Source organism: Collinsella aerofaciens (assembly GCF_002736145.1).
Taxonomy (GTDB): domain Bacteria; phylum Actinomycetota; class Coriobacteriia; order Coriobacteriales; family Coriobacteriaceae; genus Collinsella; species Collinsella aerofaciens_A.
The window spans coordinates 1928769-1941195 of record NZ_CP024160.1 but is presented as its reverse complement, the minus strand read 5'-3'; the positions used below and the strand labels follow the sequence as shown (position 1 = coordinate 1941195).

At 61.9% G+C, this 12427-nt stretch carries 13 protein-coding genes; 8 read left to right on the top strand and 5 right to left on the bottom strand.

The features are described 5' to 3' along the window. Positions 1-7: 7 nt before the first annotated feature. A complete protein-coding gene (locus tag CSV91_RS08435; protein ID WP_099432836.1) occupies positions 8-583 on the bottom strand; it encodes a hypothetical protein in 576 nt (191 codons plus the stop codon). Positions 584-719: 136 nt separating this feature from the next. Here CSV91_RS08435 and trxA point away from each other — a divergent pair, with 136 nt between their 5' ends. The 8 genes from trxA (at position 720) to CSV91_RS08395 (ending at position 7932) form a co-directional block, all read left to right on the top strand. Further along, positions 720-1040 (top strand): thioredoxin, encoded by a 321-nt coding sequence (trxA, locus tag CSV91_RS08430; protein ID WP_022093990.1) that lies wholly within the window; start codon positions 720-722, stop codon positions 1038-1040. Positions 1041-1261: 221 nt separating this feature from the next. Then, positions 1262-1510 carry a hypothetical protein gene (locus tag CSV91_RS08425; protein WP_099432520.1) on the top strand — a complete coding sequence of 83 codons (249 nt, stop codon included), beginning with the start codon at positions 1262-1264 and terminating at the stop codon, positions 1508-1510. 1 nt (position 1511) lies between these two features. Further along, positions 1512-2024, top strand: coding sequence for a nickel-responsive transcriptional regulator NikR (gene nikR, locus CSV91_RS08420; protein WP_197736869.1), 513 nt, complete (start codon positions 1512-1514; stop codon positions 2022-2024). Between the two features lie 42 nt (positions 2025-2066). Continuing rightward, on the top strand, positions 2067-4535 hold the full coding sequence (gene hypF / locus CSV91_RS08415) for a carbamoyltransferase HypF (RefSeq protein WP_099432519.1): 2469 nt from the start codon (positions 2067-2069) through the stop codon (positions 4533-4535). Between the two features lie 131 nt (positions 4536-4666). Further along, positions 4667-4927 (top strand): HypC/HybG/HupF family hydrogenase formation chaperone, encoded by a 261-nt coding sequence (locus CSV91_RS08410; RefSeq protein ID WP_099432518.1) that lies wholly within the window; start codon positions 4667-4669, stop codon positions 4925-4927. Next, positions 4927-6039 carry a hydrogenase formation protein HypD gene (gene hypD, locus CSV91_RS08405; protein ID WP_232049596.1) on the top strand — a complete coding sequence of 371 codons (1113 nt, stop codon included), beginning with the start codon at positions 4927-4929 and terminating at the stop codon, positions 6037-6039. Before CSV91_RS08410 ends, hypD begins: the two co-directional genes overlap by 1 nt. An 84-nt stretch (positions 6040-6123) precedes the next feature. Next, positions 6124-7158 (top strand): hydrogenase expression/formation protein HypE, encoded by a 1035-nt coding sequence (gene hypE, locus CSV91_RS08400; RefSeq protein WP_099432517.1) that lies wholly within the window; start codon positions 6124-6126, stop codon positions 7156-7158. A 105-nt stretch (positions 7159-7263) separates the two neighbouring features. After that, positions 7264-7932: an HAD family hydrolase gene (locus CSV91_RS08395; RefSeq protein ID WP_099432516.1), complete on the top strand. Its 669-nt coding sequence runs from the start codon at positions 7264-7266 to the stop codon at positions 7930-7932. Between the two features lie 338 nt (positions 7933-8270). Here the strand turns inward: CSV91_RS08395 and CSV91_RS08390 are convergent, their stop codons facing one another. The 4 genes from CSV91_RS08390 to CSV91_RS08375 form a co-directional block, all read right to left on the bottom strand. Next, positions 8271-8828: a hypothetical protein gene (locus CSV91_RS08390; protein WP_099432515.1), complete on the bottom strand. Its 558-nt coding sequence runs from the start codon at positions 8826-8828 to the stop codon at positions 8271-8273. Positions 8829-9064: 236 nt separating this feature from the next. After that, entirely contained in the window at positions 9065-9601 is a 537-nt protein-coding gene (locus tag CSV91_RS08385; protein WP_055310775.1) for a PTS sugar transporter subunit IIA, read from the bottom strand. A 140-nt stretch (positions 9602-9741) separates the two neighbouring features. Then, complete coding sequence (locus CSV91_RS08380) at positions 9742-11190, bottom strand: glycoside hydrolase family 1 protein (RefSeq protein WP_099432514.1); 1449 nt, start codon at positions 11188-11190, stop codon at positions 9742-9744. A 172-nt stretch (positions 11191-11362) separates the two neighbouring features. Beyond that, positions 11363-12370 (bottom strand): AraC family transcriptional regulator, encoded by a 1008-nt coding sequence (locus tag CSV91_RS08375; RefSeq protein ID WP_099432513.1) that lies wholly within the window; start codon positions 12368-12370, stop codon positions 11363-11365. Between the last annotated feature and the right edge of the window lie 57 nt (positions 12371-12427).

The following is a 12427-nucleotide window of genomic DNA, read 5'->3' as shown; positions in this document are numbered from 1 at the left end:
GGGCTCGCTACAGCGGCGCGGCCGCCGGAGTCAGCTGCTTGATGTAGGCCCACATGCGCTGCTTAGCGGCCTTGTCGGTGAGTGCCGCCTCAAAGCCGTCGAGTGCGAGCACGCGGCGGCCCTGCACATGGGCGACCAGGCCGGGCTTGAGCATGGCGGTGTCGAAGTCATCGATCGCCACGAGCATATCGGCGTAGGTCTCGCGCATGGCGTCAGCCGCGTTGTTGTCGAGCAGTAGCACCGCCTCGGGGTCCAAGGCCTCAAGCGCCTCGCGGAACAGTTCGCACGGCAGAGTCTCGCCCACCGTGACCGCTCCGTCACCTGTGCCGGCGACGCTTGCCAGCACGCAAAAATCCTCGGGCGCGTAGCCGATGGCCCCAAGCGCCTTGCGCAACGCCGCGCCATCCGGGCCGGCGGCAAGCTCGCCGCCCGAACGCTCGGCCTCGTCCAAATCGCCTTTGACCAGCACGATCGGCGAGCACGCGTTGCCCACGATGCGCACGCCACGGACCGCAAGCGATGTGAGCTCCTGCTCGGCCGCCTGGGCGATGGCTTCTTTTTTCTGGCTTTGTGACGTGGACATGCGCTCTCCAATCGTTTGCGTGCCCACCATTATATAAAAGAGCCGCCCGCGAGTGGTTGCTTTGCGGGCGGCTGGGTATAAGCACGGTCGTACTGAGTTTTACGCGGCCGAGCCGCGTCGCATTATGGAGGTCACCATGGCTGACATTAATCAGATTACCCCCGAGAACTTCGATTCCATCGTTAACGACAGCCTGCCCGTGCTGGTCGATTTTTGGGCACCGTGGTGCGGGCCCTGTCGATCCCTCTCGCCCATCGTTGACGAGGTTGCCGATGAGCTGGCGGGCAAGCTTGCCGTTGCCAAATGCAACGTCGACGACAACCAGGACCTGGCCATGAAGTATGGCGTCATGAGCATCCCCACGCTGATTGTGTTTAAGAACGGCGAGGAGATTGACCGCTCGGTCGGCGCGCTGCCCAAGGCGAGGCTGCAGGCGCTGTTGGAGAAGCATCTGTAATACGCTTGTTACTTACCCGCCGTCCATGAGCGGTTTTGCACCGCTCGCCGGACTGCCGGGTGCGGCGCGTGCGACCACGGATAGTATGGTAGCTACAAACAGCCCCCAGTGAACGGGTGCGAGTCGCACAGACTCGCACCCGTTTTCTTATGCAGCTGCGCACAGAGTGGGCGTAGTAAAATCTGAACCACTGAACTGCCCCATACAAAAGGAGATTTCCCATGCATGACGTTGGAATGAACATGAGCCAGCTTGCCATGAGCGTCAAGCAGGTCGACGACACCATCGAGCTCGCTCACGAGTGGAGCCATCAGCTGCTGCATGCGACCGAGAATTTTGACATGGAGCGCATCGGCGCCAAGCTCGAGGCAACCATGGCCGCGCTGCACGAGGCCCACGACGCACTCGAGGGCTACGAAGAGGTCATCGAGGCCGACCACAACTCCGTCGGCTCCGTGAAGCTGGTGTAACGTGGTCGAACACGAGCACGGCTGCGGGTACGAGCACGAGCATCCGCACGGGGCGGACGGTGACGCGGGCTGCCACTGTAGTGGTTCCGGCTCCGAGCTGGTCCGCTTTTCGGTTACCGCACCGGACGACCTGCTGCGCCGTTTTGACGAACAGATCGCGCGCCGCGGCGACGTGGCCAACCGCTCCGAGGCCGTGCGCGACCTGATTCGCGCCTCGATCGCCAAGGAGCAGATGCGCACGCCCGATGAGCATGTTATCGGGTCGCTCACCATGATCTACGACCACCATACCGGCGACCTGACGCGCCGTCTGGACGAAGTGCAGCACGACTACACCGACGAGATCGTATCGACCATGCACGTGCATCTGGATCACCACAACTGCTTGGAGATTCTGGCGCTCAAGGGTCGCGGCGAGCGCGTCTACGAACTAGCCGACCGTCTGCTGGGCCTGCGCGGCGTTAAGCACGGCGAGCTCACGTGCGCCGCCACCAAGCAGAGCCTGGGGCTGTAGCGCACCTGTCCCTATTTGGTCGGTTTTGATGAGGGGTGTCGCATGCGGCATGTGCATATTCATGTAACGGGCATTGTGCAGGGCGTTGGCATGCGGCCGTTTGTGTATCGCGAGGCCATGGCGCATGGCATTTGCGGATGGGTGCTCAACGCGGGCGACGGCGTGCATATCGAAGCGCATGCTCTGGCCGGTGCGCTCGATGCTTTTGTTGCCGCGCTTTCTGAGCATGCGCCCGCGGCAGCCCGCGTAGAGCATGTCGAGGTTGTGGACCTGGCAGCCAACGGTTGGGATGCCGCCAATGAAGAGGGTTTTCGCATCGTAGCATCGCAGAACCAGACCGCGCACACGACGCTCGTCTCGCCCGATATCGCCACCTGCGACGATTGCCTGCGCGAGCTGTTCGATCCCGCCGACCGACGCTATCATTACCCCTTTATCAACTGCACTAACTGCGGCCCACGCTTTACCATCATCCGATCGCTGCCTTATGACCGAGCGGCTACCTCGATGGACCGTTTTCCCATGTGCCCTGAGTGTGCCGCGGAGTATGCCAATCCGCTCGACCGTCGCTTTCACGCGCAGCCCGATGCCTGCTTTAATTGCGGGCCGCACATTACGTGGCGCGAAGCGAGCGTGGGCGATGAGCCGGGCGAAGCCGCCGCGCCGCTGGCCGTCGGCACCACGCGCGAGACCAGCGACGCCATTATCGACCGCTGCGTTGAGCTGCTGGCCGTTGGTGGCATCGTCGCCATCAAGGGCCTGGGCGGATTTCACTTGGCATGCGACGCCTCCAACGAGCAGGCGGTAGCCGAGCTTCGCCGCCGCAAACGCCGCAGCAACAAACCGCTTGCCGTTATGGTACGCGACCTTGCCGACGTTGAACGCCTGTGCCATGTCAACGACGTTGAACGCGGCTTGCTGGCCGGCAGCATTCGCCCCATTGTGCTGCTGCGCCGACGTGCTGTTTGCGAGAGCGGCGGCTCCCCCGACGCCCTCGCGCTCGCGCCGTCCGTCGCGCACGACCTTCCCGAACTCGGTGTTATGCTCCCCTACACCCCGCTTCAGCATCTGTTGCTTGCCGAGGCAGAAGCCCGCGGTATGCACGCGCTCGTCATGACCAGCGGAAACCTGAGCGAAGAACCCATCGAGACCGACGACGACCTTGCCTGGGAACACCTCGTTGCCGCCGGCATCGCCGACGCGTTGCTCGGTAACGACCGCGCAATTCTGTCGCGCTACGACGACTCTGTGGTACGCGTGGTCGACGGCGCCGTTATGCCCGTTCGCCGCGCTCGCGGATATGCACCCCAGCCGCTGCCGTTGCCGGCGCTCGACGGCGCTCCGTCCTGTGTGCTCGCCTGCGGGCCACAACAAAAGGCCACGATTGCGCTCACGCGTGAAGGGACGAACGGCGAGGCAACCTGTTTTGTGTCGCAGCATATCGGCGATGTTGAAAACGGCGGGACCTTCGATGCCTGGAACGCCGCGCGCACGCGCTTGGAAGATCTCTTTGACTTGGCGCCCGCCGCCTTGGCCTGCGATGTACATCCCAGCTATCTATCGAGCCAGTGGGCGCGCGAGCAGGCGCGAAAATGCAATCTGTCACTCGTCGAGGTGCAGCACCATCATGCGCATATCGCGAGCGTAATGGCCGAGGCTATCGCCGCGGGCCAGCTTACAACCGACGCGCGCGTCCTTGGCATCGCCTTTGACGGCACCGGCGCCGGCACCGATGGGACCATTTGGGGCGGCGAGTTTCTTGTTGCCAGCCTTGGCGGCTTTGAGCGCGCCGCGCATTTGCGCACCTGGGCGCTCCCCGGCGGGGCGGCCTCCGTGCGCGACGCCCGCCGCAACGCCTTTGCCCTGCTCAGTGAGCTCGGCCTACTCGAGCACCCAGGCGCCGCTCGGCTTTTGGACAGCCTCGACGAGCAAACGCGCAGCGTGACAGCCACCATGATCGAGCGCGGCATCAACAGCCCGCGTACCAGCAGCATGGGGCGTCTCTTTGATGCCGCGGCAGCAATTCTGGGCATCTGCGACAAGGCAACCTACGAGGGCGAACCCGCCATAGAATTCGAAGCCGCCGCCTGGCGCGCGCTCAGTAGTGAAAGTGCCTGCCCCACCGGCAATATGGCCAGCTTTTCCGTAACCGAATCATCCCGTCCGGACGACTGCCATGTTCTGAACTCCAGACCGCTTTTTGAGGCGCTTTTGGAGGGAATCAGGACCGGCGTGCCCGCCGGCAAGCTCGCGCTCGACTTCCATGTCACCATCGCACGCGCGTCGGCCCGCATCGCAAGCGAGATCTGCGTCCGTGAAGGCATCGACACCGTCGCGCTTTCGGGCGGCGTGTTCATGAACCGACTCCTGCTTCAGTTCCTCACCCGCGAGCTCAAAAGCACAGGCCTTACTGTCCTTGTCTCCCACACCGCACCCGTCAATGACGGCTGCATCGCCTACGGTCAGGCGGCGGTCGCAAACGCTCGTCTTGCGCAGACAACATCGCGATAGACTGTTTTGCCAGTCTGTGCGCCGCCGTCTCACAGGTGTAACGCGTTTGCTCGTGACTCCCGCGAGCGCTACCATCAACTGATGGGTAATTAGGCGCCTATCCAGCGCAAAACGTATAAAAGGGGAACATTATGTGCCTTGCCGTTCCCGGTAAAGTGGTCAAACGCGACGACGACCTTAAGGCGACCGTCGACATGATGGGCATCGAGCGCCCCGTTTCGCTGCGCCTCGTGCCGACGGCACAGGTAGGCGACTATATTCTCGTGCACGCCGGCTTTGGCATTCAGATTGTCGACGAGCAGGAGGCGCAGGAGACGCTCGACCTGGTCAACACCATGACCGAGCTGGCCAAAGAGGACCAGCTGGCCACCAACCCGGCGGAGGCTTACTAGTGGCGGCCGGACAGCCGGCTCGCTCCGGTATCGGCTTTTCGGCATTCCGCGATCCCAAGCTGGCTCGCGAGCTCATCGAGCGCATCCGTGAACTCGTCGGTGACCGCGCCATCAACCTTATGGAAGTCTGCGGCACGCACACCGTGAGCATCGGTCGCTATGGCTTTCGCTCCATTATGCCTGCCGGGCTCAAACTGCTGAGCGGTCCGGGTTGCCCCGTCTGTGTTACCGCCAACCGCGATATCGACCATGCAATCGCGCTCGCCAAGATGGACGGCGCCATCATCACCACCTTTGGCGACATGATGCGCGTGCCCGGGTCGTCTACCTCGCTCGCCGCGCAAAAGGCGACGGGGCGCGATATTCGCATTGTGTACTCCCCGCTCGATGCACTCGATATCGCCGAACACAACCCCGATCGCCCGGTCATCTTTATGGGCGTCGGCTTTGAGACCACGACGCCTACCATCGCCGCCGCCATCCTGGAGGCAGACGCGCGCGGGCTGCAGAACTTCTCGGTCTACTGTGCCCATAAGACCACGCCGCCGGCGCTGCGCGCCATCGCCAACGATCCCGAGACCACTATCGACGGCTTTATCCTGCCGGGCCACGTCGCCACCATCACGGGCTTAGCCCCCTTTGACTTTTTGGTCGACGAGTTCAATACCCCAGGCGTAGTCACCGGATTTGAGCCGGTCGATATTCTGCAGGGCATCTGCATGCTGGTCCAGATGGTTGTTGAGGGGCAGCCCGCAATCGACAACGCCTACCGCCGTGGCGTCAACGCAGACGGCAACCCCGTGGCGCGCCAGCTGGTCGAGCAGGTGTTTGAGCCATGCGACACCACGTGGCGCGGGCTGGGGCCGATTGCCAACTCGGGCCTTTCCATCCGCCCCGAGTTCTCGCGCTTTGATGCCCGCACTCGCTTTGATGTGCCCGTTGAGACGACGGTCGAGCCGCGTGGGTGCCGCTGCGGCGACGTGCTGCGCGGGGCCATTACGCCGAGCGACTGCCCTCTGTTCGGCCAAGCTTGTACACCCGAGCATCCCGTCGGCCCCTGCATGGTGAGTTCCGAGGGCAGCTGTGCAGCATATTTCCGCTACCGAGGCTAATGGGTTCCGCCGCTCTAACGAACGGCGGGCCGGTCGACGCTGCACCTCACCCATATAATTCCGTCCTCGATTGGAGTTTTCGATATGTCCCGTACTGCCACCGATAGCACTGTCCTGTTGGGCCACGGCTCTGGCGGCCAGATGATGAAACGCATCATCGATGAGGTCTTTTTGGATGCCTTTGGGTCGCCCGAACTGCTCGAGGGCAACGATGCCGGCGTCGCTGCGCTGCCCGCGAGCGGGCGCATCGCCATGTCGACCGACAGCTTTGTAGTCTCGCCGCAGTTCTTCCCCGGCGGCAATATCGGCCGACTCGCCGTGTGCGGAACCGTTAACGACGTCGCGACCTCGGGCGCCAACGTGCGCTACCTCTCATGCGGCTTTATCCTCGAAGAGGGCTACCCCATGGACAAGCTGCGTCAAATCGTGCAGACCATGGCCGAGACGGCACATGAGGCAGGCGTGAAGATTATCACCGGCGACACCAAGGTGGTCGAGCGTGGCGGTGCCGACGGCGTCTATATCAATACCGCCGGCGTGGGCGAGGTGCCTGCAGGCGTGACGCTCAGCGGTGCCAACTGCCGGCCCGGCGACGCCATCCTGGTATCGGGTACGCTAGGCGACCACGGCATCGCCATCATGAGCCAACGCGAGGGCCTGGCGTTTTCGAGCGCCATCGAAAGCGACGCCGCACCGCTCAACCATCTGATTGCCGACGTGCTCGCCGCTGCCCCCGGCACCCGCTGCTTCCGCGACCCCACGCGCGGCGGCCTGGCATCCACGCTCAACGAGTTTGCCCAGGCCAGCGGCGTTGCCATGGAGGTCGACGAGGATGCCGTGCCCGTGCGCCCCGACGTGCAGGCAGCCTGCGAGATGCTCGGCTACGATGTGCTGCAGGTGGCAAACGAGGGCAAGATGGTTGCCGTGGTGCCGGCTGAGCAGGCCGATGCCGCGCTGGCCGCCATGCGCGCCGCTTGCTACGGCGAAAACGCTGCCATTATCGGCCGCGTGCTGCCGCTTGCCGAGGGCGCCCGTCCCGCCGTGCGCGTACGCACCGGCTGGGGCTCGACCCGCATCCTCGACATGCTCGTGGGAGAGCAGCTGCCGAGGATTTGCTAACGACAAAGGCTCAGGGCTATTAAAGATATTCAGATTCCAAACATGCCCGGCACGCATGCCCAGTATCATGGGGTGCGTTTTACAACTCAAGCGGCAGGAGCACCCATGGCAGCAGCTTTTTCCCATGTGATCTTTGACCTGGACGGCACCATTCTCAACACGCTCGAGGACCTGGCGGCCGCCGGCAACCATACCTGCGAGATGCACGGCTGGCCCACGTTTGCCGTAGACGAGTACCGCTACAAGGTGGGAAACGGCATGCTCAAGCTGGTCGAGCGCTTTATGCCCGCCGAGTATGCAGGCGACGGCCGTATGTTTGAGCAGACGCTTGCCGAGTTTAGGGCCTATTACGGCGAGCACAAGGAGGACCACACTGCCCCCTATGCCGGTACTATCGAGATGCTCGACCGCCTGCGCGCCGCGGGCGTGCAGCTTGCCGTGCTCACCAACAAGGACCACGTCTCGGCGGTTCCGCTTATCGAGAAATACTTTGGTTCCGAGCGCTTTGCGCTGGTGCAGGGCCGCGTCGATGCGTTTCCTCCCAAGCCCGAGGCGCCTGTTACGCTGCATGTGATGAAAGAGCTAGGCGCCGACCCGGCAACCACACTCTATGTGGGCGATTCCAATGTCGATGTTTTGACCGGCCACAACGCTGGCCTTAAGAGTGCGGGCGTCAGCTGGGGCTTCCGCGGCCGTGCAGAGCTGGAAGCCGCCGGCGCCGACTACGTAGTGGACACCCAGGCAGAGCTCGCGGCGCTGATTCTGGGCGAGTAACCGCTCATCCCTCCCACGGGTAGCCAATGTGGGACGGGACTCTTATAGCTGCCCCCTGCACCAAAGAAGTGTCCCCAACTGCCGGCAGAAAAGGAGCGTCCCCAACTGCCATCTTCGGCAGCGATGGCAACGCCACAGGTACAAGTGCCACCTAAGCCAGCCAAGGAAACGCCGTTGTTTTGGCAACGACAGCGAAAGCCCGCCAGAGCGAGCAAGGTGCCTTGAAACGAGGCGGCATTGACCTTCTGGTCATGCCGCCGAAGTTGAAAGGCAGATTGCCGCCCTGGCGGGCTTGCAGCGTCGAGCAGTTGCGGCGTTTGGTAAAACGCCGCAACGAACTAGCTCAGCATTGCATCCATCATCTCGGAGTTGACGGAGTCGTCGGCAGACCACTCGCCGTCGTCGTTGCAGGTGTACTTGAAGATAACCGTGGTCTTCCTGGGCTCGGTGGCCTTGGTCACATCGACCATAACCTGACCGGCCATCTTGTACAGCTCGTCATCGGAGGGAACCGTATCAAGCGCGGCGACCTTCTCCTGATACTGGGTGGAGAAGTCCTCGACGATCTTGTTCATGGACTTGCAGGTGATGGAGACCTCGGCGGTCGCGACACCCTTGTCCTCGTCGACCGTCACGTCGCCGATCTCGTAGTCAAAGCCTTCGAGATAGGTCTTGGCATACTCCTTGGGATCGATACCCAGCTGCTCGAACTCGTCGCCCGAAGCCTCCTCCAGACCAGAAAGGAACTCGTCGCCACCGTTCTTGACCTCGTCAAACTGAGTCGTAAGATCCTCGGTGATGAGTTCCTCGATCGAAGGGCCTCCACAACCGGAAAGCACGACCACGCATGCAACCAAAACGGCCATGAGGGGCGCAAGCAGCAGCTTCTTTTTCATGTTGTTCCTCCCAATGAGCGGCACCGCGCTTCCCAGACGCGGCGCACGTTGTAATAAGTAAGCCCATACTATCCACTTATTAACACCCTCGGCAACGCGAAGGCGCGGTCGGTTCGTTTTAGCGTCCGAACGGTTTGCAAGCCCGCCCAACGTGCAATAAAACGCTTCCCCGCGGTGCAATAAAAAAGGTGGCCGGAAAACCCGACCACCCTTGCACATCCTTTGGATGTCGCAGTTTACTTGCGGACGACCTTAACGATGGCGTCACCGGCGGCGACAGCGGAGTCGGCCTCGACGGCGAGTTCGACATCGGCAAACTCGGCGGTGTTGGACACGGCTACGACGACGCAGTCCTTGTAACCGGCGGCAGCGATCTTGGCGCGGTCGATCTTGAGCATGGGCTGACCGGCCTTCACGACGTCGTCGGCCTTGACGAAGCCCTCGAAGCCGTCGCCGTTCATGTTGACGGTATCGACGCCAACGTGCACCAGAACCTCGATGCCGCTATCGGACTGCAGACCCACGGCATGACCCATGGTGACGGTCACCTTGCCGTCGCAGGGGGCGTAGACCAGGTCGTCCTCGGGCCACACGGCGCAGCCCTTGCCCAGAACCTCGCCACCAAAGACGGGATCGGGCACGTCGGCCATCTTGATGACCTTGCCCTTGACGGGCGAGCACAGCACGTCGGCGCCGGCAGAAGCAGAGATGGAGGCCGGAGCAGCGGCAGCCGCGGGCTCAGCCTTCTTCTTGAACATATCAAACAGACCCATACGTTTTCTCCTCTTGATTAAGCGCAACGTTATGCGCATGCCTACGGTAATTATAGTGCCAAATGGTTCAAATGCTAAGGTGGGGACTCGAATCGCGAGCCCATCCCAACGCTTTTCCCCGGTGGCACTCATATTGTCGATTAATCCAGGCCCTCGGCACCGTTGGACTTGATGATCTTCTGGTAGGCGTAGAAGCTGTCCTTGCGGCGGCGCTCGTAGGTACCGGTGCCGTCGTCGTACTTATCGACGTGAATGAAGCCGTAGCGCTTGCGCATCTCGCCGGTACCGGCGGAAACCAGGTCGATGGGGCCCCACCAGGTGTAGGCGATCAGGTCGACGCCGTCGGCAATGGCCTCGCCCATGGCCTTGACGTGGCTCTGCAAGTAGGCGATACGATACGGGTCGTGGATGGAGCCGTCCTCCTCGACCTCATCGTAGGCGCCCATGCCGTTCTCGACCACCATCAGCGGAATCTCGTAGCGGGCGTAAATCTCGTTGAGGGCGATGCGCAGACCCAGCGGATCGATCTGCCAGCCCCAGTCGGTGGACTCCAGATAGGGATTCTTGCCGCCAAAGGTCATGTTGCCCTCGGTCATCTCGTGATCCTTGTGGGTGCCCACGGTGCCGGACATGTAGTAGCTAAAGGTGTAGAAATCGACCTCGCCGTCGGCGATATCCTGCAGGTCACCGTCCTCCATCACAAGCTCGACATCGTTCTCGGCCCAGAAGCGCTTGGCATAGAACGGATACTTGCCGCGCACCTGCACGTCGGAGCAGTACCAGTTCATGGTATTCATCTCCTGCTGCGTGGCGAACACGTCGGCCGGATCGCACGTGGCAGCATAGGAGAGGATGAAGCAGTCCATGTTGCCCATCTTAAACTGCGGATAGTGCTCGTGGGCATAGCGCACGACGCGGCCGCTGGCGACAAACTGGTGATGCAGGGCCTGCATACGGGCCTGCGGCGTGGTGTGGACCGCCGAAGCCGGGCCCTCAAAGCCCTGGATCATGCTGGTCCCAAAGAGGTTGCCCATGTCCTGGGTGCCGCAGTTGATCTCGTTGAAAGTGAGCCAGAACTTGACCTTGTCCTGATAGCGGTCGAAGACGGTCTGGCAGTACTTCTCAAAGAAGCCGATGAGCTCGCGGCTCGCCCAGCCGTTGTATTTCTCGACCAGGTGATAGGGCATCTCGTAGTGCGACAGGGTCACGAGCGGCTCGATATTGTGAGCGCGCAGGCAGTCGAAGACGCGGTCGTAAAAGGCGAGGCCGGCCTCGTTGGGCTCGGCGTCGTCGCCGTTGGGGAAGATGCGGCTCCAAGAGATGGACATGCGGAACATGTTGAAGCCCATCTCGGCGAACAGCGCGATGTCCTCCTCGTAGTGATGGTAAAAGTCGATACCGTCATGATTGGGGTAGAAGCGGTTGGGGTCGATGTCGATCGTAATCTGGCGCGGCTCCTTGTAGCTGCCGCCCAAGAAGTGGTCGTCGACCGACGGACCGCGGCCGTCAACGTTCCAAGCGCCCTCAAACTGATTGGCGGCCGTGGCGCCGCCCCAATAGAAACCCTCGGGGAACTTGATGTTTGCCATGAGCATCTCCTTTACATCGCGGGTCGATAAGCCGAGTATTACCCACGCACGCGACAGGCAGGGGCAGGGGTGCCAAACCCGACACTTCTTTTCGCAGCGGCACCCCGCCGCCACCCCGCCCCTGACACTTCCTGATACCTGCCAAAAAGGGACAGGTTTATTTTGGTCGGTTTTATCTGGGCAAACGCTGGCGATACGCTGCCGGCGTGCAGCCATAGCGCTCGGCAAACTTTTTGTAGAAGAAGCTCATGTTGGCGTAGCCGGCCTCGCGCGCCGCGGCTTCCGCAGTGGAGCCGGCGTCGAGCAGTGTTGCCGCGCGTGTCAGGCGACTCTCCTGCACGAGCTGCATAAACGTGCGCCCCGACTGCCGTTTGAGCAGCGCGCTTGCGTAGTTGGGACTCAGATGGAGGTGGCGAGCTACGTCCTCGAGCGTACAATCGCAGGCATGGCGCTCGATGTATCCCACGGCGGCCGCGACCTGCGCCGAAGGCAGCCTGGGCATGTCCGCCTGCAGCAGCGATGTCTCATAGCTTTGCATAAGTTCGACCAGCAGCAACTCAAACAGCCTCGACACGATCTGGGGACTCGCCGCCGTCGGCTCCAGAAGCTCACACAGCATCTCCTGCATATATCGGCGCACGCGGCGGCTGTTGACCGTGCGGAAATGCACATGACCGCGGTGGTCGGTTTCGTCATTGAGGGCATTAATGAGGAACTGCGAGACGGTGCTTGACGGCGACAGGCTCTGCTCTAGGCTGCGGTGCAACATCGGCCGCGAGATGACGATGCTCAGCATAATGTCATGCTCGCCGAGCTCGCCCACGGCATGTGGACAGGCTGCGTCGAGCAAGAGCACCTCGTTTTGAGCAAGCGTAAGCTGTTCGCCGTTGACGACCTGCGGCGCGTGCCCGCGATAGACATAGCTGATTTCGACATAATCGTGCACATGCTCCGGTACAGGGTTGAAGCGCGAGTTGCGCACGATTGATAGACCCTCGGGCATGCCTTCTTGGTGCAAGGCTTGCGTCGGGTCACCGATTTTATGGATATGTTTTTCACCGATACCCTGCTGATGACCCCAGCTGAACGCATCATTCCAGTCATAGCGGGCGCCCGCGTGGTAAGCACGCTCGCTGTCGGTCAGCTCGAGCAGAAGGCTGTCTAAATGCGTAAGATCCATGGCATCACAATCGTTGATTCGGTCATATTCTGCTGTGGTTTTGATATTAGCAGGACG